Source organism: Sutcliffiella tianshenii (assembly GCF_016908565.1).
GTDB lineage: Bacteria > Bacillota > Bacilli > Bacillales > Bacillaceae_I > Sutcliffiella_A > Sutcliffiella_A tianshenii.
In genome coordinates this window covers 36,856-61,149 of sequence record NZ_JAFBED010000013.1, presented here as the reverse complement: position 1 = coordinate 61,149, position 24,294 = coordinate 36,856, and the positions used below count along the sequence as shown (strand labels likewise).

Annotated in this window: 25 protein-coding genes; 9 read left to right on the top strand and 16 right to left on the bottom strand. The window is 36.1% G+C overall.

Annotation, left to right across the window (positions count from 1 at the left end):
• Positions 1–15: 15 nt before the first annotated feature.
• The 13 genes from JOC95_RS19340 to JOC95_RS19280 all read right to left on the bottom strand — a co-directional run bounded on the left by JOC95_RS19340 (position 16) and on the right by JOC95_RS19280 (position 14,724).
• Positions 16–2,574 (bottom strand): glycosyltransferase, encoded by a 2,559-nt coding sequence (locus tag JOC95_RS19340; protein WP_204419330.1) that lies wholly within the window; start codon positions 2,572–2,574, stop codon positions 16–18.
• Between the two features lie 29 nt (positions 2,575–2,603).
• Positions 2,604–3,737 (bottom strand): glycosyltransferase family 61 protein, encoded by a 1,134-nt coding sequence (locus JOC95_RS19335; RefSeq protein ID WP_204419328.1) that lies wholly within the window; start codon positions 3,735–3,737, stop codon positions 2,604–2,606.
• Positions 3,738–4,850 carry a polysaccharide pyruvyl transferase family protein gene (locus tag JOC95_RS19330; RefSeq protein ID WP_204419326.1) on the bottom strand — a complete coding sequence of 371 codons (1,113 nt, stop codon included), beginning with the start codon at positions 4,848–4,850 and terminating at the stop codon, positions 3,738–3,740.
• A gap of 42 nt (positions 4,851–4,892) precedes the next feature.
• Positions 4,893–6,161, bottom strand: a complete 1,269-nt coding sequence (locus JOC95_RS19325; protein WP_204419323.1) for a glycosyltransferase family A protein — start codon at positions 6,159–6,161, stop codon at positions 4,893–4,895.
• A complete protein-coding gene (locus JOC95_RS19320; protein WP_204419321.1) occupies positions 6,158–7,174 on the bottom strand; it encodes a sugar phosphate nucleotidyltransferase in 1,017 nt (338 codons plus the stop codon). The genes JOC95_RS19325 and JOC95_RS19320 overlap by 4 nt, the downstream gene beginning before the upstream one ends.
• Before the next feature lie 83 nt (positions 7,175–7,257).
• Entirely contained in the window at positions 7,258–8,193 is a 936-nt protein-coding gene (locus JOC95_RS19315) for a GDP-mannose 4,6-dehydratase (RefSeq protein ID WP_204419319.1), read from the bottom strand.
• Positions 8,190–9,155 (bottom strand): GDP-mannose 4,6-dehydratase, encoded by a 966-nt coding sequence (gene gmd / locus JOC95_RS19310; protein ID WP_204419317.1) that lies wholly within the window; start codon positions 9,153–9,155, stop codon positions 8,190–8,192. Before gmd ends, JOC95_RS19315 begins: the two co-directional genes overlap by 4 nt.
• A gap of 122 nt (positions 9,156–9,277) precedes the next feature.
• Entirely contained in the window at positions 9,278–9,736 is a 459-nt protein-coding gene (locus JOC95_RS19305) for a dTDP-4-dehydrorhamnose 3,5-epimerase family protein (protein WP_204419315.1), read from the bottom strand.
• Positions 9,733–10,578: a dTDP-4-dehydrorhamnose reductase gene (gene rfbD / locus JOC95_RS19300; protein ID WP_204419313.1), complete on the bottom strand. Its 846-nt coding sequence runs from the start codon at positions 10,576–10,578 to the stop codon at positions 9,733–9,735. The genes JOC95_RS19305 and rfbD overlap by 4 nt, the downstream gene beginning before the upstream one ends.
• Complete coding sequence (gene rfbB, locus JOC95_RS19295) at positions 10,575–11,534, bottom strand: dTDP-glucose 4,6-dehydratase (protein WP_204419311.1); 960 nt, start codon at positions 11,532–11,534, stop codon at positions 10,575–10,577. The genes rfbD and rfbB overlap by 4 nt, the downstream gene beginning before the upstream one ends.
• Entirely contained in the window at positions 11,531–12,265 is a 735-nt protein-coding gene (locus tag JOC95_RS19290; protein ID WP_204419309.1) for a sugar phosphate nucleotidyltransferase, read from the bottom strand. Before JOC95_RS19290 ends, rfbB begins: the two co-directional genes overlap by 4 nt.
• 194 nt (positions 12,266–12,459) lie before the next feature.
• Positions 12,460–13,692: a hypothetical protein gene (locus JOC95_RS19285; RefSeq protein WP_204419307.1), complete on the bottom strand. Its 1,233-nt coding sequence runs from the start codon at positions 13,690–13,692 to the stop codon at positions 12,460–12,462.
• A 237-nt stretch (positions 13,693–13,929) separates the two neighbouring features.
• On the bottom strand, positions 13,930–14,724 hold the full coding sequence (locus tag JOC95_RS19280; protein ID WP_239583024.1) for a CsxC family protein: 795 nt from the start codon (positions 14,722–14,724) through the stop codon (positions 13,930–13,932).
• Between the two features lie 224 nt (positions 14,725–14,948).
• Between JOC95_RS19280 and JOC95_RS19275 the strand changes: the two genes are divergently transcribed.
• Complete coding sequence (locus JOC95_RS19275) at positions 14,949–16,136, top strand: ParM/StbA family protein (RefSeq protein ID WP_204419400.1); 1,188 nt, start codon at positions 14,949–14,951, stop codon at positions 16,134–16,136.
• A 5-nt stretch (positions 16,137–16,141) separates the two neighbouring features.
• Positions 16,142–16,519: a hypothetical protein gene (locus JOC95_RS19270; protein ID WP_204419302.1), complete on the top strand. Its 378-nt coding sequence runs from the start codon at positions 16,142–16,144 to the stop codon at positions 16,517–16,519.
• 72 nt (positions 16,520–16,591) lie between these two features.
• On the opposite strand, the gene JOC95_RS19265 is transcribed toward JOC95_RS19270, so the two are convergent.
• Together JOC95_RS19265 and JOC95_RS19260 are read right to left on the bottom strand one after the other, a co-directional pair.
• Complete coding sequence (locus tag JOC95_RS19265; RefSeq protein ID WP_204419300.1) at positions 16,592–16,981, bottom strand: YidH family protein; 390 nt, start codon at positions 16,979–16,981, stop codon at positions 16,592–16,594.
• Positions 16,982–17,049: 68 nt separating this feature from the next.
• Positions 17,050–17,412 (bottom strand): rhodanese-like domain-containing protein, encoded by a 363-nt coding sequence (locus tag JOC95_RS19260; protein ID WP_204419298.1) that lies wholly within the window; start codon positions 17,410–17,412, stop codon positions 17,050–17,052.
• A gap of 162 nt (positions 17,413–17,574) precedes the next feature.
• On the opposite strand from JOC95_RS19260, the gene JOC95_RS19255 reads away from it, so the two are divergent.
• Genes JOC95_RS19255 through JOC95_RS19230 form a run of 6 tightly spaced genes read left to right on the top strand, consistent with a single transcriptional unit; the run spans position 17,575 to position 21,709 of the window.
• Positions 17,575–18,288: a cytochrome c biogenesis CcdA family protein gene (locus JOC95_RS19255; RefSeq protein WP_204419296.1), complete on the top strand. Its 714-nt coding sequence runs from the start codon at positions 17,575–17,577 to the stop codon at positions 18,286–18,288.
• Positions 18,289–18,304: 16 nt separating this feature from the next.
• Positions 18,305–19,003 (top strand): response regulator transcription factor, encoded by a 699-nt coding sequence (locus tag JOC95_RS19250; RefSeq protein WP_204419294.1) that lies wholly within the window; start codon positions 18,305–18,307, stop codon positions 19,001–19,003.
• Positions 18,990–20,054: a sensor histidine kinase gene (locus JOC95_RS19245; protein ID WP_239583023.1), complete on the top strand. Its 1,065-nt coding sequence runs from the start codon at positions 18,990–18,992 to the stop codon at positions 20,052–20,054. Before JOC95_RS19250 ends, JOC95_RS19245 begins: the two co-directional genes overlap by 14 nt.
• 59 nt (positions 20,055–20,113) lie before the next feature.
• Positions 20,114–20,518, top strand: coding sequence for an OsmC family protein (locus JOC95_RS19240; RefSeq protein WP_204419292.1), 405 nt, complete (start codon positions 20,114–20,116; stop codon positions 20,516–20,518).
• The gene (locus tag JOC95_RS19235; RefSeq protein ID WP_204419290.1) at positions 20,515–21,135 is read left to right on the top strand and encodes a hypothetical protein; all 621 of its coding nucleotides are present in this window, start codon (positions 20,515–20,517) and stop codon (positions 21,133–21,135) included. The genes JOC95_RS19240 and JOC95_RS19235 overlap by 4 nt, the downstream gene beginning before the upstream one ends.
• The gene (locus tag JOC95_RS19230; RefSeq protein ID WP_239583022.1) at positions 21,128–21,709 is read left to right on the top strand and encodes a redoxin domain-containing protein; all 582 of its coding nucleotides are present in this window, start codon (positions 21,128–21,130) and stop codon (positions 21,707–21,709) included. Before JOC95_RS19235 ends, JOC95_RS19230 begins: the two co-directional genes overlap by 8 nt.
• Positions 21,710–21,754: 45 nt before the next feature.
• Here the strand turns inward: JOC95_RS19230 and JOC95_RS19225 are convergent, their stop codons facing one another.
• Positions 21,755–22,891, bottom strand: coding sequence for an MBL fold metallo-hydrolase (locus JOC95_RS19225; protein ID WP_204419288.1), 1,137 nt, complete (start codon positions 22,889–22,891; stop codon positions 21,755–21,757).
• A 132-nt stretch (positions 22,892–23,023) separates the two neighbouring features.
• On the opposite strand from JOC95_RS19225, the gene JOC95_RS19220 reads away from it, so the two are divergent.
• Positions 23,024–24,250 carry an NAD(P)/FAD-dependent oxidoreductase gene (locus tag JOC95_RS19220; RefSeq protein WP_204419286.1) on the top strand — a complete coding sequence of 409 codons (1,227 nt, stop codon included), beginning with the start codon at positions 23,024–23,026 and terminating at the stop codon, positions 24,248–24,250.
• Positions 24,251–24,294 lie beyond the last annotated feature (44 nt).

Here is a 24,294-nt window from a genome sequence, read left to right as displayed (position 1 = left end):
ATAATTTATGTTAACTTATAGTGTTTTGAGTATGCTGCCCAAGGTATTTTTTAACCTTGTTTCTGAATACTCTTTCTTAATGTATCCAATGGCGTTTTCTTTAAGGTTATGCCATGTCTTTGAATCATTATAGCAATGGACAACTTTATTAACAAAGTCAATTGGCTCATTTCCTATCAGAACAGTTCCTTCTTTAATATTCATTTGATTAGCAATCAATGGAGTAACAACGGAAGGTAAACCATAAGAAAAAGCTTCCAAGGCTTTAAGGGGAATACCCGCAGCATATCTCGTAGGAATGACAAATACCTTGCATTTATTATAATATTCCCATAGATTCTCCACCTTGCCGGTCACTCTTATATTAGATGAAGCAAGGCTTTGGACAAGTTTTGAATTATTCACCCCAACTATCCATAAATTCGCACCTGTTCTTTGAAATATTTTAGGGTATATCTCTTTTACAAAATAATATATTGCATCCTCGTTCGGAGATGGCGAAGTTAAAAATCCCCCAACAAATAAAATATCTTTTCTCTCCTGAAAAGGTTTCGGTGTTATATTCAGTTTTACAGAATGCCCAATTACATATATAGGTTTAGTGATATACTTTTTAATAAAAACACTTTCCTGATTGGAGACTGTCACTAGAATATCAGCTTTTTTGATTAAGTCCATTTCACTATTTATTATTTTTTCTTTTTCCTGAGGCGACAGCAACTTTCCTTCTATTTGAAATCTAAGAATTTCCCTTTGCGAAAATAATGCCTCAACATCATAAATGATTTTTTGGTTGGGATTCACCGATTTTATGACACTAAAAACTTCTTTTAAGTTATGCGGCCGACTTATCCACACCACATCATAATAATTTTTTCTATTTTTATAAAAATCCATAAAATTTATTTTTCTGTTTGAATTAGTATAAATCACTTCTATTTTCTTTTGTTGGAGTGTTCTCATTGGAATTAAATTGGGTTCAGGGTTTTGTAATGGAAAAAAAGTTATCTGTGGTCCAAGCTCTGATAAGGTTTGTAAAATCGAAAAAGTCCTAGGATATCCTGATCCAAGTTTTGGATCAGGAATGCGATCATCAATGTATAAAATTCTTATTGGATTACTTTTATGATCTCTAGACAAAATTTGCCCTTGGGTTGCCGTTTTGTAATTTATTAATACCTTACTCCACTTTCTACAAAACTTTTCTCTATTTTTCTTCATCAATTCAACAGCTTCATTTGAAGATGAACTACCAAATTCATAATGTATTACTTCTGATAAAGGTTGATACATCACCTTGTATCCTAATTCTCTTATCTTCATGCAAAGATCAACTTCTTCATAGTAAGCAGGAGAAAACTGTTCGTCAAACATACCTGCAGAGAAAAATAATTCTTTTTTCACCAAGATGCAAGCACCCGAGCAGTAATTCACCTCTCTAACATAGGAATACTCCGGTTTATCGGGAGAGTCCCCTCTACCATAACCTAAGGTAGATCCATCTTTAAATATTATACTTCCAGCTTCCTGCAACCTTCCGTCAGGAAATATTAATTTCGAACCGACCACCCCTACTCTTTTATCCTTTTCGAATAATTCCAAAAGATATTTTAACCAGTCTTTCTTGACTAAGGTATCGTTATTTAAAAATAATAGATACCTCCCTTTTGCATGTTTAACTGCATTATTACAATTTTTCAAAAAGCCTCTCTTTTTACCATCTTTCACTACAACGATGTTCCTGAAATAGTTTTTTATGTTTAAAGTCTGGTCTGTTGACATGTCATCCGCAACAATAATTTCATAATTTATATTTAAAGTATGCTGAATGATTGATTTCACGCAAGAAAAAGTATATTCCCACTTATTACAAACCGGAATTATAATGGAAACCGTTATCTCCTTGTTTCTATTAGTCTGTATAGGATACAAATTTTTATCTTCATAAACCACCTCGTTAAAATAGTACCCTTTCTTTAATGTAGCTCCTTTTTCATCAATATCAATATAGGCAAGCAGCCCCGTTTCATTACCGGTTATCTGGCTGTCCCGGGACTGCCTGATTTCATATTTGGACCTAGGATAATCCCATATCCTTACATCCGCGAATTCCCCTGTAAAAAATCCATAGGAGTCAAGGGCCCCTAACACTCCTGAAGGATAAACTTTATCTTTATTACTTGTTTTCCCCTTTATTACGAAGTAGCCATTGATATACAGATATGGAGTTTTGTTATTATAAACTATTGCATAATGATTCCATGATGTATTATCAAAATTATATTCCAGTGAGGTAGGAAAATAGTTTTTTCCATATTCAAATACGTTTATTCCATTTGTACCAATAGATATCCCAAAGCCAGCATCTGTTCCATTTTCCCCACCATATCCTGGGCCGACCAACCAGTTCTGTGATTTCAACATTTCCACTTGGTTAATTGATTCATTTGCAAACATTATTTCAGTTTGAGGTCTAACCCAAAATTCATAGGTAAAATTATTTGAAATATCAGAAATTAATGGTTGTAAAGATATTTTCTGATCACCGGTGAATTTGAAACCATTTTTTTTCATCCTTCTCATTCCCTTGCTACTTTTTATTGCTAATTGCTGATTTTGTTTATTCCTGCTAGCTCTAAAGATTTATATAATTTATTGATATCCACAGTCAAATCATTATGATTATAATGTTCTTTTTGTGGCGGGACTATTGGACAAGTGAAATAATAATATTCCATGTCTAAATAATTGCATGTTTGCCAAAAGCCATTAAAAGCATGCCCAGTTGCATATACCATTTCAATTATTTTAGTACCCGGCTGAGAAAATGCAATACTTGATAGAGCCGCGCTCATGGGAGAAATAATTACTTTTGCAGAATGAAAAATACTGAACTGCATATCTAGTGGAAGCGACCCTAGATGCACTTTCCTAAAACCATATTTTTTTAGGATATCATAAACGATATCTTCATTTTGAATCTTTCTATAACTAGCATCTTCTCTACTTATATATATACGTTCATAGCCTGGTAGTATTCTAACTTTATACTTTGATAAAAATTCGCTCCTAATAAAATCCACTGTCCACTTGGCATTGTTAAATTTAGCGGAGGGTACAATCAGATTTTTGGCTTGCAGATGAAAATTTTTGGAAGGATGGTGAATGTGAATCTGTTTTTCTATTGGAATACCCAACAACTCAAGTGTTTTAGGGTGATGGGGATATGCATTCACAATGTATCTATCTATTTTTATCCCGCTTTTACGCAGCAAGTAGATTCTTGGTAAAATATCATAAAACCAATGATAGAAATTACCTTGTCCTGCCCACGCTATTACTGCAACCGTTTCATTTAAATATTTTATCGGTGGCAACTCTTTCTCTTGAAAAATAGGGCTAGCTTCCGGTTTATCATTTAAGGAATAAGATACATCCCACAATAATTTATTATCCGGGCTAATTATTGTGTATTCACCCCATACTCTTCCATTAGGAATGACGGAAACAAAGGCGGAAGGATGCTCACAAACTGTATTCCATAAAGGTTGATCCAGGCTTATCGGTTTTTTCAGATTAATTCTTTGTTCAGGAAAAATCTCCTGATAATACGCCTTTAACTTCTTTTCATCCTTTAAATTCTGTAATAACCAATCTTTTGTTTTCAAGACAGTTGATTCGGGTGGTGTCCATTTATTTTGCCTTTGCATTTCTTTCACCTCTGACTTATTTTTCAATCATTTTTTACCTTTTACGATTATGTTTGCAATATTATTAAAATGAATATCTATTTGTTGAGCTAATTGGCTTTTTCTTTTTTCATAGTGTTTATCCTCATCTTCTGTAGCAATAATTTGTTTAAAGAACATGTTTTCTACATCTTTCATTTTATGAATACATGCTTCCTGTTGGTGTATCAAGTCAAAAAAACCATCTATTTTACTTATATTGGCAATATTGAGAGCTAAATGTTTTACTCCATAAGAATACGCCGTTATGTTACCATGTAAGCTAGTACCTATAAAAAATCTTGAAGAAGCAATGACAGATGCAATATCTTTTGTATTCAACTTCTGGTTGATTAGAAAAACCCTCTCTGGAAATGAAGATTTAATTTTCTGTAATAACAAGAGGTCATTATGACAATGGCAAATAGATAATAAAACTACATTTAGTCTTGTTTTCTCTAATATATTCTTTATAGTATTTATAAGCTCCTCGTAATCATTCTCCCTATGAAAGATCCCAGGAGAAGCTTGTAGAGCAATATAGTCTTTAATAGCAGGAACTGCTCCAATTCTACCCAATTCCAAAAACCTCTTTTGCAGTGTATCTTTTCGATATAGTCTATTAAGGTTGATAATTGAGTCAGGGACAACATTAATGTTTTTTACCCCTGCATGGATTAACTTATTTTGGGCATTCATATCCCTTACACTTAAATAGACTAATTGATTGCAATAATCTTGAATATTTTTTCTATCTTCAGAACCATTAAAGGAAAAAGGAACTCCAACACAATTCCATATAACAGGTATTCTGTATCTTTGACCCATTTCTTTAGCTAACCATAATGACCTGAAATATTCTGTGTCATTGCGGATGATATCTCCTCCACCAACTACAATTGCATCATAATGAAAAAAATTTATCTTCTTTTCCAGATCACTCATTGGGAAAACCTCAACATTAGTTTCAAACGGCTTTGCTCCACCTATTGGTGAAAATAAAGTATGCTCTCGTAAAGCAATTCTTTTTGACATTTCATTGTAAAACATATTTGGAAATAGCAGATCACCATAATTTTCTACATCGAAAGTGCCAATTTGAGCTATGTTATATAATTTCATATTAATCTCCTTTTTTAATTGCTGTGAATAGAAAAAGCAGCATCATGAAATATCCTGGCCCTTGTACATTCTTAAAATGATCCTTGAATCAAGCAAGACAGGTTCATGAACTGGCATCTTGAGCTTAATCGCAATATCTTTTTTTATTCTATGCAATTGATTATTTATAAATATATAAAAATTAGAATCAAAACTGTATAATACCCCTTCAGGCAAGAATGAAATATTTGAGTTTAATTCAGTTATCGGATTCCCTTCAGGAAATCGGGAAATTACTTTATCATCAACTTCCACTATGTCTTGCCAATCAAATTTATAATCACCAAATGCATCCGGATTCAATATTGGATGTTTTTTATTGTTTTGTATAAGAAATATGGTTGGATTTTGCTTAGATTTTATAAGTCTATGAGACGGAAAAGGGAGAGAGTCGAAAATTCGGATGTTTAGTGGGGAATCTTCTAAATATTTGTATATAAAAGGATCTGGGATATTGACGATATCTTTTTCTTTATATTTCAATCTACTAAAAACTTCTTCACAAACCCTTCTCCTCCGTTGATTTTGAATTAAATAAATGGAAGTTGAAGGGCCTTTAACAAGTACTCCATCAGGTATATGCTTAGGTAAGTGCTCATATAGATTTTGAAATGAATAATAATCTTTATACGCAATATCCAGTATTATATTTATGGGATGAAATGAGTTGAATAATGTAAGACGTTTCCAAAATGCAGCGTCTCCATGATTCCAATGAACAAAATCATCATCCCAGTACTTACCAAATCTATTATATACTTTCTCAGCTATTTTTTTACTATGCATGATGGAGCAGTGATCCACTAAACCTTCGGCCTTTGTTAAAACTCCTTGAGTCTCTCTGATATATTCTTTTTGGATCTTCCTCTGCTCATCTACATAAATGACTTTTTGATTAGAGTAAACAATATCTATATCATCATTTGACTCTAATAGATTTATCATTATCTCTAAGCGTGATGGGAGGTATATATTGTCATCAGTCAAATAGGTAATATACTTTCCACTTGTTTTTGATAAAGCATCATTAATAAGTGTGGCATATCTTGTAGTTTTATATCTATCTTCATTTTTGATAAGACTATTGTGATACTTGATTCTCTTGTCACTTAAATAAAGTTTGATGATTTCAACTGTCTTTCTGTCAGAATTATCATCCATAATAAAAAGCTCCCAGTTTCTATACGTCTGGTTTAATACACTTTCTATAGAATTCTTAATATACTCTGGCTTGTTATAGCTTGTTAAAATAATGGATACTTTTGGGGTCATTTCTCTCCCTCCATATTTATCAGTTTCTTGATTTCTTGTTCTAAAGACTTATGACATACCAACAATCCATCATCTGTTAAAACAATTATTATGTCCTTGACACCAAGCACCAGCGTCGGACAAATCTCTGAAACTATCAGACAATTATTTGTACAAATGGTTTTCACGTTACCAATCTTAATATTTTGGTCACTGTCTTTATTATAGAAATGCTCCAATGATCTCCATGTGCCCAAATCATCCCAGGATAACTCTGTAGGGATTGTATAGATTTCATCAGCTTTCTCTAAAATTGCGTAATCTATTGATAGTTTAGGTAATGTAGAATATGCTTTTACTAAATCGGTACTATCTTTTAATGTATCCCAAATATTTTTTTGATATTTCTTCATAAAATACTCTATTGTGGAAGGCTTGCCTATAAATAGACCACTATTCCAATACACATTTTTATTTTCCAAGAGTTTCTTTGCCGTTTCTATTTCCGGTTTTTCAATAAATTCACTAATTTTTAATACATTGGAATCTATCGTGTTTTCTTTTGATGCTGAAATATAACCATAACCTGTATCGGGTTTTTCAGGTTTTATACCTAAGGTAACTATAGAATTCCCTATTTCCGCTACTTTTTCTGCCGATTTTAACGTATTGAAAAGTACCTCAGTATCCGAAATATAATGATCAGATGGAGTAAATACTAAAACTTCGTTTTCACCCTTCTCTATGAAATATAATGATGCAAGAGCTACACAAGGCGCAGTGTCCTTTCTTGCTGGTTCTATAATTATCTGATCGGGTGATAATTGGGGCAATTGCTGAGCTACTAAACCAAGATACTCTTTTGTAGTTATTACATAGATTTTTTCTGGGGGAAGCCAAGTACTGAACCGTTCATAAGTCTCTTGAATCATGGTTCTAGATGAATTCAAAGACATAAATTGTTTTGGTTTTTTTTTAACACTCCATGGCCAGAAGCGCGTTCCTTGACCTCCTGCCATTATAATTACTTTCACTTTATTCTATTCCTCCTATTCAATCTATTTATCTATTAATATGTTAAGGCAATCTATATTGATCTAGCTAAATATCTATTTTCTTAAGGATTGGAGTTTATTTTATTCACCCAATACTGATAGATATTGTATAATGATTGCTCCAGTGTAATTTGCGGAGACCAGTTCAATTCCGTAACGATTTTATCATTGTTTCCAATCATGATAGGAACCTCGATTCCCTTCATGAGTGATTCATTTTCCTTGATAGTTATCCTCTTTTTAGAAAAAGAGAGAAGTATTTCAAGAATTTTTTTAATTTCTACTCCCTGCCCGGAACAGATATTGTATGTTTGACCGGCACTCCCTTGAAGTGCAACCTTGTAATAGGCATCAACAACATCCCTGACATCTGTAAAGTCTCTTATTGCATCTAATTTCCCAATTTTCATTGTTTTTTTATTATGCTTGTAAATACTGTTAATCAATGCTATCTGATATGCAAAATCAGTTGTTACAAAACCTTGCTTCTGACCCGGTCCAATGTGATTAAAGGGTCTAGTATGAACTATATCTAGATTATCTGCGTTATAATACTGTTGGGCTAGCATACTTACTGCTGCTTTACTAGCACCGTAAGGATTAACTGGTTTCAGCGGTGCATTCTCCTGTATGGATGTATGATTTAAATATCCGTATTCCTCTGATGAACCAATAGTTATTACCCTAATATTCTGATCGACTTTTTTTACAGCTTCCAATAGATTTATTGTCGAAATGGTATTTGCTTCGAAAGTTTCTTTCTTTAAGTTCCAAGATTGTTTAACATTACTTATTCCTGCTAAATGAAAAATGCATGTTGGTTTTAATCTATTTAATAAACTAATGATATCTTGTTCACATGTTAGATCGAGGGAGAAATAATTCGGATTGCTTCTTTTAATGCGGGATGTTCCGAATACAATATGTCCCTTTTCAAGTAGGCACCTTTCAAGGTATGGACCTACAAATCCACAAATTCCTGTAATTAAAACAATCATGAACCTCCCTCTATTTTTCTTAATTCACTTTCAACCATCATTTCAACCAGTTGTTCGAATGAAACAGTAGTTTGCCATCCTAATTCCTGTTTTGCTTTTTTGCAATCACCTAAAAGCAAATTCACTTCTGCAGGTCTATATAGAGTAGGATCTATCACCACATAGTCTTCCCAATTTAACCCAACGTGTCTGAAAGCAACCGATAAAAATTCTTTAACTGAATGGGTTTCTCCTGTTGCAATAACATAGTCTTCTGGTTTGTCTTGTTGTAACATAAGCCACATTGCTTTTACATAATCACCAGCAAACCCCCAGTCACGTTTTGCGTCTAGATTCCCTAAAGGCAGATCTTTTTGAATGCCCAACTTTATTTTTGCTACAGCATTGGCTATTTTTCTTGTAACAAATTCATGACCTCTTCTGGGTGATTCATGATTAAATAGAATTCCAGAACAAGTATACATATTAAAACTTTCTCGATAATTTATCGTAATCCAATGGCCATATAACTTTGAAACTCCATATGGGCTCCTTGGATAAAATGGAGTTTTTTCAGTTTGTGGTATTTCTACCACTTTACCAAACATTTCACTACTTGATGCCTGATAGAAACGTGCGTCCGGTTTAACCAATCGGATTGCTTCTAGTAGATTTGTTACACCTAATGCTGTTACTTGACTTGTGTAGATGGGCTGGACCCATGATTCACCAACAAAGGATTGCGCAGCTAAATTATACACTTCGTCAGGTTTCGCAATTTTTATTGCTTCTATTAAAGAAGGCAAATCCATAAGATCGCCAGAAATAAATTTTATACGACTCATTATATGTTCAATATTTTCATTTTTTTGCACAGAACTTCTTCTTCTTAATGCGTATATTTCATAGCCTTCACTAAGTAAAAGTTCCGCGAGGTATGATCCATCCTGACCGGTAATACCTGTAATAAATGCTTTTTTCATATCACTCATCCCTTTGAATATTATCAAACTTTAGATTTAAACATGGTAAGCTAAATGTTAGTAGATAAATATAAACCGATAATTATTGAATCTCTAAAATACAAAAAAGATTTCAGCTTTTTTTATCTAAATTCAGTTTCCCAGGAAAATCCTATTCGTTTATCATTCCACTCTATCCTTTTTTCATCTGGATTACTCCTGTCATAAGATTCTGTCGTAAAGTAAATGATTGTAGCCGGCTTATCACCAAGCACTCTATATCCATGTGCTACTCCTTTTGGGATCAGCAGCATGATGGGATTGTTATCTCCCATATAGTAGACGTCTGTTTCTCCTGCAGTAGTGGAGTCCAGCCTTAAGTCATGAAGTACTACTTGAGCATTTCCTGATGGAAAAAACCAAAGGTCATCCTGTTTTTCATGGTAGTGAAATGCTTTAATAACTCCCGGATAACTCATGGACCATGATGCTTGCCCGAACCTGGATAACAATTCCGGTTCATCATCACGCACTAGTTCTGCAAAAAAACCACGATCATCACAATGTTTTGTAAGTTTTTTAATCTGCACTCCGTTAATCATATAGATTTCTCCTTCTGTATAAATTCTTTAAGGGCTTCATGCCAATGTCTTGGAAGTGGGTATTTTTCTTTTAAAAGCCTATTATGTCCCAGTACGGAATATGAAGGTCTCGGTGCCAAGGCGTTGTAAGCCTGCGAGGTTGTTGGAAGGACCAAGTCAGCATCATAACCCGCTTCTTTATAGATGGCTTTAGCAAATTCATACCACGAACAAGCGCCTGAGTTACTATAATGAAAGATTCCTCTTTTATCACTTTTGGATAGTACAGAAATAAATTCTGCCAAATCATTGGTATAGGTTGGAGAACCTATTTGATCATGGACTACCCTGATTTCTCTTTTTTGCTTTCCAAGTTCCAACATTGTTTTCACAAAGTTTCTCCCGTCATGTCCGTATAACCAAGATGTACGGATAACGGTTGAATTATCATATTGAAGAGTTATCATTTCACCCAAAAGCTTACTCCATCCATAAACAGACTGGGGATTAGTATTATCTTCTTCTGAGTAAGGTGTTGTTTTCTTGCCATCAAATACATAATCAGAACTAATATATATAAATCTGGCACCTGATTTTCTTGCTGTATTGAGGACATTTCCAGTTCCAATGCTATTAATTTCAAATGCCAGATTTTTATTTATTTCGCTATCATCAACTGAAGTGTACGCAGCTGAATGAATGATAATATCAGGTGATATATTGTTAATTGTTTGTTCGACCAATGCTTTATTAGTAATATCTAATTCATTTTTATTAAAACTGTAGACAGAATGCATTTGGCTTAATTTCCGTATTAAATCTTTCCCTAACTGTCCACCTGCCCCGGTAATTAAAATAATCATCTTATCGACTGCTCTCTGTACCAGTCAATGGTTCTCTTAATTCCTTCTTCAAAAGAAATATTTGGGCTCCACCCAAGGTTCTTTGAAATTTTAGCAGAATTCATAGAATATCTTCGGTCGTGACCGATCCTGTCGTCTACATATTTAATAAGATGCTCCCCTTTTCCAAGAAGATGAAGGATGGTCTTTATTACATCCAAATTTGTTTTTTCTTCAAGTCCTCCTATGTTGTAAACCTCGCCGGGCACTCCTTCTTCCAAGACTTTGTGAACAGCTCTACAATGATCTTCTACGTAGATCCAATCACGGACATTCAAACCATCTCCATATAATGGTATTTCATTGTCATTAAGGGCATTGGAAATTATTTTTGGGATGAATTTTTCTTTATCTTGTGCGGGTCCGTAATTATTACTGCATCTCGTTATCATCAAAGGAAGCTGGTGTGTCTGAAAATATGCCCGTACAAGAAGATCTGCACTGGCTTTACTTGCAGAGTAGGGATTATTTGGTGCTAGTGGGGTGCGTTCTGTAAAGGATGGGGCGTTTGGTTCTAGTGACCCATAAACTTCATCTGTAGAAATTTGTATCATTTTTTTGGCTTTTCCTGAGAGTAAAGCCTGTAAAAGATTAAAAGTACCGTAAATATTTGTATGGATAAAAGGTTCAGCATCACCAATGCTCCTATCCACGTGAGATTCGGCCGCAAAGTTGATAATGGCTTCATATTCCTGATCAAACACTTTTGATAATTCCAACTTACTACTAATATCTCCTTGAATAAAACGATAGTTTTTGTGTTGCTTAAATTGCACCATATTCTCAAGTTTTCCAGCATAAGTGAGGGAGTCTACATTCGTTATTAAATAGCTAGTGTTATGAAGGAGATATTCAATAAAATTTGATCCGATAAATCCTGCACCACCTGTAATCAGAAGGTGTTTTTTGTTATTCATTCATCTTCACCTGACTTTTCAAAAAAATAATTAGATGCCTGATTTAATGACTCATGTGTGCCTGCATCTATCCACCAACCAGAAATTATATCGTATTCCAATAAATTTTTTTTAATATATAAATTGTTGACATCTGTAATCTCGAGTTCATTTCGTTTGGAAGGGTGAATCGCATCTATTAGAGAAAACACATTTGAATCATACAAATACATGCCTGTCACACAATATGTTGACGGTGGATGAACAGGCTTTTCAATAATGGATAATATTTTTTTGTTATTCTCGTCCAATTCCGGAACCCCATAGCGCGTAGGATCCTTCACTTCTTTAAGTAGTACTCTTGCTCCTTGCTGTTGTTCCATAAACGCATTAACATAAGGAGCAATGGAATCGAAATAGATATTGTCCCCCAATATCAGAACAAATTTTTCCTTACCGATAAAATTACTTGCACTTTTAAGAGCATCCGCAATACCTCCCCCCTCATTCCTTTGCACTTTATACTGAAGGGATACCTGCAGTTCTTCTCCATCACCCAATAATTCTATAAAAGAAGCAAGATGGCTTTTATTTGTCACAATTAAAATATCTCTAATTCCTGCATCTCTTAAGGTAATGATCGGCCAATATATCATGGGATAATGTCCCACTGGCAAAAGATGTTTGTTTAGAAACAATGTGAAGGGTTTTAAACGTGAACCCGTCCCCCCCGCAAGAATTACGCCTTTCATTTACTTCAACTCCTTCAAAAATATTTAAATCATTATTTATAAATAATAAACTAATTGAAATGAACACTAATATAATATGTAGGGATTAAAATTACGTATAGTCAATTAACTGATTAATTAAATTAAAAGTTATAGCTTTCCAATTTTAGATTTCTTCAAAACAAAAACGCCACACAAATGTGACGTTCTAAGAACTATTCCAGAGAAATTTTCACATATTGCTCTTGAAGTAGATTCAGTGAAAATCTTGCTATTCCATGAATGGCGATCTTGCTCTTGTTAACAGGCTTATCCAATTCCTCATGCCATACAAAATTTACTTCGCTTAGGTCAAAGTGAACAGGTTTTGCATATTCCGCACAGTACTCATAATGTAAGGATGGCTCATCGCAGTCTGAAGCTCTGAACATGTATTCTTTCTTTTCAGATTTTGAAATTTCAGGTTTCACCAGCCAATCCACCTCCAACGTATGAGACCAAGGCACTTGTACTTTTACAGAATGCAATGTTTGTTTTTCACATGTATAATCCAATATAAGTACAAGGGTACCTTTAATAAATGCGATGTTGGACGGAAGCGGAACACGCGCTTCGATAGAATGCACGGACCATTCACTTTTAATGATAGTTGATATGGGTGCAGGCAATGGATAGGAGTCGAAAATTTCATATTCCAAATCTGTTTCTGAAAGAATGACTGGAAGCCTGATTAGTGAATAATCTTTAGGTTTGACTGGGTTGACAGGTTTCAATGATTCCTTGGGCTCATTGCCAACCTGTTTTCCTACGTCACCTTCACCAAGTTCTTTACAGAAAGCTACTTCCAGCTCCTGTTCAAGGAGAAATTCCTCAATCCATAATTGGTAATCCCTTAATTTTCTCACTTTTTTGCCAATTTCTGTTTGAGGCTCAGAAGAACTGCATTCCCCTGAATTTTCAAGAAATATATTCTCTTCTTCCGAAAATGGGTTATCCTCAGGCTGCTTTTTTGACTCCAGATGTTCTAGTTGAACCTCTGTCCCCTGCTCAAATCCCTCTGTTTCCTCCAGTTGAACTTCTTCCCTACCCTTGCTGGACATTTCTGAAACAAGATGATTAGCTTCCTCTTTTTCACCTTCTAATATCTGTTCTTCAGGGAATGCTTTTTGATCTTCCATAATATCGTTTTCAATGATTGACTCATCAGAAGATAACGATGTTTGAGATACAGTATCTTCATCTTGTAAATATGGAGGAATTTCTCCCCCAATACACAATCCACCATCTACAATAATTTGTGGCTTTTTGGAGCTTGTTTTTTTCTTTATTTGCTTACTAACTATAATTGGAGGGGGAAGAATTAATGGCCCTGCAGCAACTTTTGTGGTAGATTTCCTCTTCGAACCAGTACTAATATTTTTTCTGGATTCTTCAGCTTTTGAATCCATCTTGGTTTGCTCCTCTCGGACTCCATTCAAGGCATTTTTACTTAAAGAAGTAAATGGATGTAGGTACTGAGAAGCTTCAACATTATTTCTCGAAAAATTAATCATAATTAGTGAAAGTAACTGCTTCTTAAAGCAGCCTTTCCTTTCCCCCCTCCTTTGATATATCTTCAGTTCAGATTGATATGAAGGAATTCACAAAGGAATGCGAATTCCTTCTATTGATTTTGTATAGATTACTTATTCGTAATCACAATCACAAGTCCAATCGCAATCATCATAGCATTCATCGTTAGTTGTAGAAGTTACACGGATCTGCTGGTTTTGAAGAACCTTAACCGTAATATCTAGAACCATTTTTTCTTCTATTCTGGTAAAGTAACCTTCCTCTACGGGAGAGGCAGTTGGAAGTGGTAATCTGTTCACTGCTTCATCCCATTCAATAATCTTACTAGAAATCAATTCACAGAAAGGTAGTTCATTGTAATGCTGAGTGCTTTCCTGGTGAAACTGGGAAAGATCACTCGATTGGTATTCATCCTTTTCGGGGTAGCCCTGGGACAATGGTTTGGAAACAAAGAAATCAAATTCCTGACGTGTATTTATTACAGGCATTACAGGCTTTGTTAAGTACTTCTTAATTTCTGTCACACATTCAAACGGGATATCTGTTGTATAGGAATGCAAGTCAGATGCAATAGAAGCGGAAGTGCTTTGTTCAATTTCCTTGCAAGGGCTGGCATATTGAATGTTTTTGCGCACAAATCCTTTGATAAACAATTTGTTTGTTGGTAGTAATAGTCTGCATTGTGTCAATTTGACCCTCTTTTTTATGTCCTTGATTTCAAGGACCGGTTCTGGAAAATCAATGAAGGCATCCATATTTATTTGAAGGGTGAGTTCGGCAAGAACCACTGGTACCTTCGTGAAGATTTTTCCAATATTAACTTTAGGGTGACACTCCTTGCTTTCACACTGATGTTGTGAAGATTTGCAATGCGGTAGGACTTTATTATGTTTATATGAATCTGTCAATTCATACTCCTCCTTAGAGTTAAGATAATTCATCCTATGCCGGGCAAATGACCATGACTGGGCAATAGCCCAGATTCCTTAAAATTAATTTGGACTCATGTCCCTATTATGGTTCCGGAATTTCATTCTTCTTCCTATAAATTGATTGAAGTGCCCAGAAATTTATCATGTACTTGCACCTTACAATAACCACAGAGCATAGAATTCAGAAGGAGGAGGATATGATGAATACACATAATTTTCTTGCCGTTGACTTAGGAAACAGCTGGTATAAGGTTATGACATCTGAAAACGAAGAAATAAAAGAGTACCAAATGCCGAATGCCATCGCTGAGTTTGATGAAGGCTTTTATGAGAAGCATTATGATGAAGAGGATGTTCCTCTTGAAGAAAACCTTATTGTAGAGGTGAAAAGCCAGGCGATTTCCAACAAAAGAGATACCTTTTATATTGGTAAATCAGCCACAAGACAGAAAAATGTCAGTTTAACATCTTACAATAATCAAAAAGCTGAGGAAGATCGTACTTTCATTTTACTTTTCGGGTTTGCAGCATATCATGCAATCTTATGTAACCCGGAAGAAACAGAAATTCACTACACGATCGATCAGCTTGCTGTCTCGTTGCCGACAACTCAATATAAAGAGATGAAAGAGTTGATGAAACAAAAGCTTTTAGGGTCACATACAATTATTTTTCACAAAGTTCCCGGTCTTCAAGAACCAAAAGAAATATTCGTTAAAATCGAAGTAATGGATGTTATTGTCGGTTCTGAGGGGGCATGTGCGTATCTGGGATTGACCAGAGATGTGGAGACCCTTTCAATAAAAGATGAATCTCTTGTGAAAGATTCTCAAAAAGGGATACTGATTGGTGACCTTGGAGGGGACTCTGTAGACTTTGTCGGAATAAAAAATAATAAGCCTGTTGCATCAGTTGAGGGAGAACCGTTTGGGATAAACCAGTTTCTTGATAACATCATAAGGAAAATAAGTAAACATGAACTTTACAAATTTGATTCGCGTTCAGAACTGGAGGAAAAGTTACTGGCAGGAGTATCTGAGTGGTACGTTGAACCTTTTGCTGGTGTCCAAAAGGATATCAGTAAATATGTTACACCTCAACTGAAGGCAATGGCCATCAAATATTTGGAGCTTTTTGATCAAGTTCGTAGCAGCTCGAATGAAGTGAAAGGTGCTGTAAAGTATATCGCTGTAGGTGGGGCCGCCAAGCTTGCGCAACGTCAAATCCAGGAGGCTGCAATCAGATGGAAACAGAAAGGCCGCCCAATTGAATTAGTGTTCCCAGAGAATTTGGAGAAGCTGAATGTGCAAGGATTATTAGTTCTTGCAAAGATGAACCAATTAAAAAAAGCCCACACTAAGGCAAGTAAAGTTTCGATTAGAGGGTGAGTGTTGTGACAAAAACATACACCGATTATGTCAACAGAATAGCACTATCGATTCCCGATCAATTCATTGACGTAAAAACTGGTAACCCATTGGAAGTCTCAGGCAAAATCCATGAGCAGCTGGACTATCATGCAAATAACAGTACACTAGCTGACTTACTCCTTTCTGCACTTTACGAGTATTTTAACCCCAGATCCACGACCTTGAAAAAAGGGGCAAACCAAGAGATACTTCAAGAGCTATCAGCGATAAAAAGGATGATAATATCCAGTTATTCCCCTGCATCGTTGAAATCAGTTCCAAACATTGATCAAGAGTCCTCAAATAATGGAACGATTAACATGAAAGAAGTAGATGATATTCTGGATGCATTTGGAGGTTAAAATTAAATGACATCTAAAAAACCCTTATCCATAGAGATGAGGGTTTTTTAGTCGGTTTAACCAAATAAAATTTTATATATAAATAAAGTAAACTCCAAAAACAATTGCAATGGTAATAACAAAAATTGCAAGCGTAACAACAGTTGTTTTAGTGGTGCGGAAGCTTTGATCATTTATGGTTTTCGTCTTCTTGAAGTAGGTAACTGTCGCCATGATGATGGTTACAATCCCTAAACCAACAGAGGAAAGCCCGATGATACTCGCCAAAAGATCACTGAATGGGGAAAGGCTCGTTTTCATCGTAAAGTGCAAATTGGTGACCAGAAAACCCACTCCTATAATGGCAATCGCTGTTCGCAGCCAAGCTAAAAATGTCCGTTCGTTTGCCAGATGCTGTTGTATATATCGGGAATCTATCGTCTGTTTATTTTGTTCTGTTCCTTCCGTTTTTTCTTGCTTCATGTTAACCACATTCTTTCATAAGTAATTAATTTTCAAGGTATCCTTATGATGAAGTTCTCTCCACAATATCAAGCCATTGTTTGTCTTATTTGTTTTTTACATGGACAGTTAGTAAAGGTATATCCCAAGACATTTATCCCTTTAGTTTTTAGGAAACGAATACTGATATTCTTCTCCAAAGAATCGGAAGCTACTACTATAATTTTTGAATCGGCCAACTCATGATAATTCCTTTTTAAATATGCAACAGGAATGTTGATGGAATTTTTCACAGGACTTTTATAGGACTGGTTATAGTCTCTGACATCCAGGATTTTCACATCTTTATCCTGAAATACACTTGCTATACAAGGAACCCCTTGAACAGGGACGTATCTTAAATATATGAAAAAAGCTATAATACTAATAATAATCATTAAGAACCATATCATCCATTTTCACCCTCCATATAAAGGTAATTCATTTACTACACTAATTGATTATATACCCTGAGGGGTATATAATCAATTGTTATGCAATCAACAATTTTTTTCTGATTTTAATAAAACATTAACAAATAGTTATCATAATTGTGGAGAAAAGGAGTGGTACTCATGAATGATATTGGTTTATTTTTTGCATTATCCGCAGGTGTACTTTCATTTTTCTCCCCGTGTGTTTTTCCTCTATTGCCCGCTTACATAACACACTTAACAGGCGGGAAAATAGAAGATGCGAAGCTACATGTCGACCGAACGAAACTATATATGCGTTCCATCGGTTTCATTTTCGGATTCAGTGCTATTTTTATTGCACTTGGAGCATCGGCAAGTTTCATTGGCAGTTGGTTGATGAATTACAGAATCGCCCTCATGCAGGTTGCCGGGGTGCTAATTGTCATCTTTGGATTACAGATGGCGGGGCTGCTAAAGCTGAAATTCCTTATGAAGGAAAAAAAGTTTCAATCGGTCCACGAATCTAAAAACATTGCAGGTTCAGTTCTATTAGGGATGGCTTTTGCGAGCGGATGGTCTCCTTGTGTCGGACTGGCACTCTCTTCCATCCTATTATTGGCAAGTTCCTCAGAAACTTTAATGGAGGGTATTTTCTTGTTAAGCGCCTATTCATTGGGTATGGCGGTCCCTTTTTTTATCATTTCCATCCTTATTTCTCAATCATTGAAGACGATGAGAAAGATAAACAAATATCTTTCAAAGTTAGCTTTCATTAATGGAATGGTCATGATATTGCTTGGCTTTCTTGTATTAACCGGCCAAATGCAAAAAATAAGCGCATGGCTTTCTTTCTATAGTTTATTTTCTCTTTAGTAAAGGATGAACAATCTTGAATACAAAAAAACTTATCGGTAAGACAGTCTTAATAGTAGAAGATGATCCGAAAATCCGCAATCTGTTGAAAATTTATCTGCTTAATGAGGGATATGAGGTAATGGAAGCGGTAGATGGGCTCGATGCAAAAAATAAAATCGAGGACTTTGATCCTTGTATCCTGATTCTAGATCTCATGCTGCCCAAAATAAGCGGGGAAGAAATATGCAAATGGGTTAGGGAGGATCTAAACAGTATGATGCCTATCATTATGTTGACAGCTAAAGCTACCGAAAATAATCGCATACAAGGCTTTAAATTAGGGGCAGATGATTATGTTGTCAAACCATTCAGTCCAGGTGAATTAATGGGAAGAATTGAAGCGGTATTAAGAAGGACAGCCAGTCGTTGCGGAAAGATAAGTTTTTCAGGTTTTACGCTGAAACCCGCTAAAGGAGAGGCATGGATAGACGGTACAAAATTGGAACTTACTCATTTCGAATTCAAACTGATCCATACCTTCATGCAACACCCAGACCAGGTACTATCAAGGGAGCAAATCCTGAATCTCATATATGATAATCATGAAAAAGCAGTATCGGATAGAACGATAGATGTTCATATAAAGCACCTAAGAGAAAAAATCAAAGCACATTCATCTAAAGAATATATTCAGACCGTAAGAGGAATGGGGTATAAATTTGTTGGGCTTTAAAGGGATGACGAATTTATTGACTAAACTGATATTCCTAAACAGCATGATCTTATTACTAGTCATTATCATCGCAGGCTCATCTGTTAAAGATTATGCCTGTTTTTTGGTGAATTCCGAACAAATTGTAGGTCAGGAGCTTGTTGAGACTTTAAACTCCTTTCTTTGGAAAGTCGGTATCCTCACTTTCCTGTTTATCGGTTTATTCCACTACTTCACTGTAAAAAAAATGATCAATCCCATTAAGCTTCTTTCACACGCAGCAAAAAATATACAACAAGGGAAAGCTCCTGAAAAAGTCATTGCTTCCACATCAGGTGAACTGGCTGAACTGATTGGAAATTTCAACAGCATGTCCGAGTCGCTCGTTGTCATGCAAAATCAACGGGAAGAAATGCTTCGTGATATCGCCCACGAGCTGCGAACCCCCCTCACAAATATAAACGGCTATTTAGAAGCATTGGAAAATGGTGTCATTGAAGGAAATACGGAGATATTCACTTCTCTATTGGAGGAATCAAAGCGAATCACCAGGATTGTAGAGTTGATATCGGAATTGAACTCCTGGCATAATGGCATATTTTTTCAGGAAAAATGTTTGGAAAAACTGGATGTGAAAAAGCTCCTCACTGAAGCAATAAATCCTTTTCAGCTAAAATTGCAGAAAAGATTTACAGATCTTCAGATCAATTTAGAAGATACCTCTGTTTTAGTGTATAAGGACGGCCTCATGCAGGCGTTCACGAACATTCTTCAAAATATAATTGACTATAACACAGGAGAAGCCCTTAAAATCGAGGGAACTATAAATCAAGATTGTTATTTGATCTACTTCATCCATAAAGGGCAATATATTGAACCTGATAAGAAGGATCAGATCTTCGAAAGATTCTATCGGATGGAGAGTTCACGGACAACAAAATCCCATGGTGCGGGCCTTGGCCTGGCGATCACCAAGAGTATCATTCTTGCCCATAAAGGGATGGTCGGTATAGATACGGATGGAATACACCATACTTTTTGGATCAGACTTCCCATTCAGAATAAAGGATGAGTTTTTTAATCATTCCTTAACATTATGTGTTCATACTCATAGTGAAAGGAGTGAGGTATATGAAATTCATCATTGAACAGGATCGGATCCTCAGTGATTCGGGTTTCCGTACACTATCAATTTCACCCAATGAGGAAAATGGCTATCGGCCATATGAGCTTTTTATATCTTCACTTATTGGGTGCAGCGGCACTTTGCTAAGAAACATTTTGACGAAGAAAAGATTTGCTTATGAAAGGATTGGAATGGAGGCAGCTGCAACGAGAAATGCTGCTCACGCTAATCGTATAGAAAGCATATCCATTACCGCTTACATAAGTGCAGATAAAGGGTTGACAGAGATCCAAACTGAAAAGATTGTGAACCTGGTCATTCAAAATTGCGGAATGATTCAATCTGTAATTCCTGCCATTGACGTTAAATTATCAATTAAATACTCCTTGCCTTCAGGTGGGTCTGATTGACTTATTACACCATAGGGAATGTAACATTTCCTGCTATATGGCTCGCTACCGTGCTTGCAATGATTGGCACAGCACTATTAAACAGGATATTTTCAAGGCGATCCACCGATGACTGGTATTGGAATGCATTTTTGATCTATCTGTCAGTTTGGAAACTCAGCTATATCATCTTTCAATATAATATGTTCTATCATACGCCTTTTTCCATCCTCTATTTTAATGGTGGAGTAAAAGGCCATGTGCTTGCGTTGGCTTCCGTAACTTTATATCTAATGAAAGTATTTAAGAAGGATACAACCTCAATTGGGACCGACTCTGTTCGTCTGTTTCTTCTATTTTTCTTCACTTACCATCTATTGATCAGCTATATGGAAAGCGAATTATCAGAGATGAATACTTATATCATCATGTTATCCGTATTTTTATCTATAGTAGCTATCATGAGGAAAAAGATAGTGCCAGAAACTCAAATCTTGATATTCTTTATTTTTTTGGAATTATTGCTAAGAAGCATATTCCAATCAATATTTTCTATGGAAACCATGACCTTTCTATGGATAGGTTTAACAGTGTTCATACTTCAACAACTAACAAGGAGGAATAAAGGATTTGAATAAAAATCTACTCTCAATTGCCATTATCATATTGGCGGTCTCCATTGTCTTCGTGAACCTATGGAAGCCTTCTGCTACTGAAGAAGCGAAGAAAAACAATTCTGACGAGGAAATTACAAACATGGAGGATATTCCAGGAGCTGACCTATCAGAAGTACAAGAAGGAAATCCTGCACCGGACTTTGAATTGACTACCCTCGAAGGAGAAAAAATGAAGCTTTCCGATTATAAAGGTAAAAAAATCATCCTGAACTTTTGGGCAACATGGTGTCCACCATGTAAAGCGGAAATGCCTCATATGCAAGAATTCTATGAAAAAAACAGCGATGAGATCGAGATTTTAGCTGTAAACCTGACAAACGTGGATAAAGGACAAGATGCCATCAAGGGCTTTGTGGAGGAGTATGGGCTCACATTTGAGATCCCGCTGGATGAGGAAGGTATGATTGGCATGCAGTATCAAGCCTTTACCATTCCAACCAGCTATGTCATCGACTCAAATGGTATTATCCAGAAAAAAGTTGTAGGTCCCATGGATGAAGAAATGATGAAGGATCTAACGGAGAATATTCATTAAACAAAAAAGACGTGTTTCCACGTCTTTTTTTGTTTAAGATAATCCTCAACTAACAGCACACCGATTAGGACCGGTTTCCATCTCTCGTTGCTTTTCCTCTTCCGGCGACAATTTGCCCATGTTTGTTTCCCGGATCTGCTCATAGGAATTAGGTTGCGGTGGCAGGTTTTCCGTCACTTTCTTCCTGAACTCTCCTTCATCCTTGATATTGAGTCCCTGATTCTTATCATATAAAACACCAAGCTTTGCTGAAATACTTCCGTCATCGTTCATTTCTTTAATACTCATATAATGGGCCGGTAAGACAAGCAATTCATCAGTCAGTTCCTTGTACCGTTTGTAAAGGGTATCCCTTAAATCACCTACCCAGTCTTCTGCCTTCCCCGCCAGGTCTGGTCGCCCGACTGAATCGATAAATAAGATATCCCCAGTAAGTAAATACTTGTCATCTACAATAAATGAAGTACTTCCAATAGTATGACCAGGGGAATAAAACGCACGGATTTTAATGCCTCCAATTTCATACTCGTCTCCATCATTTATCTGTTCAAATTCAAATGTGACTTCTTCTGCATCTTTAGGTGGTAAAAAATATGTAGCACCGTATTTTTGGGCTATTTTCCTGCCTCCAGATATATGGTCAGCATGTAAGTGGGTGTCCAGAACATGTGTGACGGCAAGTTTTCTATCACTTATAAACGCTTCATAAGGAGCTAACATTCGATTAGTATCAATAATTGCAGCTTCTCCGTTAGATTCAATAAGGTAGGATAAGCAACCTTTTCCTATCCGGACAAACTGAAACATACTCCCCCCGCTTGTCAGCTCACCAATTTTAATCGGTTCCAGATGTTCACTCCATGCATTCATCCCACCTTCCACTGAAAATACCTTGGAATACCCTGCATCTACAATCATTTGAGCTACCTTTTGGGAAGAACCACCTTTTGCACAGATTACATAGATGTCTTCATTATCAGGCAACTTTTCGAGGTATCCCCCTATTCCACTCTCTTTCACCTCTGCATATGGGACATTTAGGATCTCCACATTCTTTCCTTCTACTTTCCAATCATCAAAATCATCCGTTTTTCTGGCATCCACAATGAATAAGTGCTTATGTTCAAAAATTTTCCTTACTAAATCTTTTACAGTTATGTTGTTAAACTTTTTTGTTTCCAAATTAAGCTCCTCCTAATTGAAAAGTCTTGTCCTCGTATACTTTACCCATTTGATTACTTTTTAAAAACGGTGCATGCAAGCTGTTGAGGAGGAAATATTAACAGTATGCATTCATTAAAAGGGAGGAGTAACATGAATCTACAATCAGGAACCTATTATTGGCCCACCACCTTACCGGAAGCTCCGGCATATCCCGCGCTTAAGGAGGATCTTGAGTGCGATGTACTGATTATTGGCGGAGGAGGATCTGCTGCTCAATGTGCCTATTACCTGGCTGATAAAGGGGTGGAAGTTGCCGTCATTGAAAAAGGAAGGATCGGGTCCGGCAGTACAAGCGCAAACACAGCACTCATTCAATATTCCGGGGAAAAGATGTTCACCGATCTCATACATACCTTTGGTGAGGAGTATATTACAAGGCATCTGCAATTATTGAAAGATGCGATAGATGAAATAGAAGAGGCTTCCCGAAAAGTCGAAATGGATACTGAATTTACAAGAAGGGATACACTGTACCTTGCTAGCTGCAAAGAGGATGTAGAACGGCTGGAAAAAGAGTTTGAATTCCTTAAACAGCGTGGGTTTCAGCTGGATTTGCTCACGGAAGCGGAAGTAGAAAAAAAGTATCCCTTCAGCAGGGAGGTAGCGATTTATTCATATGGAGATGGTGAGCTCAACCCTTTCAAATTTACTCATGCACTTTTTGACTATGCTGCTAAGAAAAAGGTGCGTATATATGAAAAGACGGAAATGAATGGGCACCATTATGATAATCGGGAAAAACGCATGATCATCACGACAAAAAACGGAAATACCATTAAAGCATCCAAAGTGATCTTTGCAACAGGGTACGAGGGAACAGAGCAAAAAAAAGAAAAGAAAGTATCCTTTGTAAGTACCTATACCGTCACTACAAATATAGTGAAAGACTTCTCGGATTGGTATAATCAAACATTGATTTGGGAGACGGCCAGACCGTACCTATACATGCGCACCACAGCCGACAATAGGATCATCATCGGAGGACTCGATGAAAATACTTCTTCTGCCGAAGAGCGTGACAGTAAGCTTATGCATAAAAAAGACAAACTGATCGAAGAGTTAAAAAATATGTTCCCTCACTTAGATGTAAAACCAGAATATTACTTAGCGGGGTTCTATGGCGGTACAATAGATGGCCTTCCCATCATAGGAAAATACGATGAATATCCTGACAGCTATTTTGTATTTGGATTTGGGGACAATGGAACAGTATATAGCCAACTTCTCTCCAAAATAATCGCTACAGAAATCCTTGAAGGCGGTAGCCCTGATATAGAGTTATATTTGCAGGACCGACCACTTTTAAGAGGAAAATAAATATTGAAAAATGCCCGGATTCCATTAGAAATGAATCCGGGCAT

Coding starts and splice junctions, on each gene's coding strand:
- JOC95_RS19340 (WP_204419330.1), bottom strand. CDS start 2,574: ATGAAAAAAAATGGTTTCAAATTCACCGGTGATCAGAAAATATCTTTA.
- JOC95_RS19330 (WP_204419326.1), bottom strand. CDS start 4,850: ATGAAATTATATAACATAGCTCAAATTGGCACTTTCGATGTAGAAAAT.
- JOC95_RS19325 (WP_204419323.1), bottom strand. CDS start 6,161: ATGACCCCAAAAGTATCCATTATTTTAACAAGCTATAACAAGCCAGAG.
- JOC95_RS19315 (WP_204419319.1), bottom strand. CDS start 8,193: ATGATTGTTTTAATTACAGGAATTTGTGGATTTGTAGGTCCATACCTT.
- gmd (WP_204419317.1), bottom strand. CDS start 9,155: ATGAAAAAAGCATTTATTACAGGTATTACCGGTCAGGATGGATCATAC.
- JOC95_RS19305 (WP_204419315.1), bottom strand. CDS start 9,736: ATGATTAACGGAGTGCAGATTAAAAAACTTACAAAACATTGTGATGAT.
- rfbD (WP_204419313.1), bottom strand. CDS start 10,578: ATGATTATTTTAATTACCGGGGCAGGTGGACAGTTAGGGAAAGATTTA.
- rfbB (WP_204419311.1), bottom strand. CDS start 11,534: ATGAATAACAAAAAACACCTTCTGATTACAGGTGGTGCAGGATTTATC.
- JOC95_RS19290 (WP_204419309.1), bottom strand. CDS start 12,265: ATGAAAGGCGTAATTCTTGCGGGGGGGACGGGTTCACGTTTAAAACCC.
- JOC95_RS19285 (WP_204419307.1), bottom strand. CDS start 13,692: ATGGATTCAAAAGCTGAAGAATCCAGAAAAAATATTAGTACTGGTTCG.
- JOC95_RS19275 (WP_204419400.1), top strand. CDS start 14,949: ATGAATACACATAATTTTCTTGCCGTTGACTTAGGAAACAGCTGGTAT.
- JOC95_RS19265 (WP_204419300.1), bottom strand. CDS start 16,981: ATGAAGCAAGAAAAAACGGAAGGAACAGAACAAAATAAACAGACGATA.
- JOC95_RS19260 (WP_204419298.1), bottom strand. CDS start 17,412: ATGATATGGTTCTTAATGATTATTATTAGTATTATAGCTTTTTTCATA.
- JOC95_RS19255 (WP_204419296.1), top strand. CDS start 17,575: ATGAATGATATTGGTTTATTTTTTGCATTATCCGCAGGTGTACTTTCA.
- JOC95_RS19240 (WP_204419292.1), top strand. CDS start 20,114: ATGAAATTCATCATTGAACAGGATCGGATCCTCAGTGATTCGGGTTTC.
- JOC95_RS19220 (WP_204419286.1), top strand. CDS start 23,024: ATGAATCTACAATCAGGAACCTATTATTGGCCCACCACCTTACCGGAA.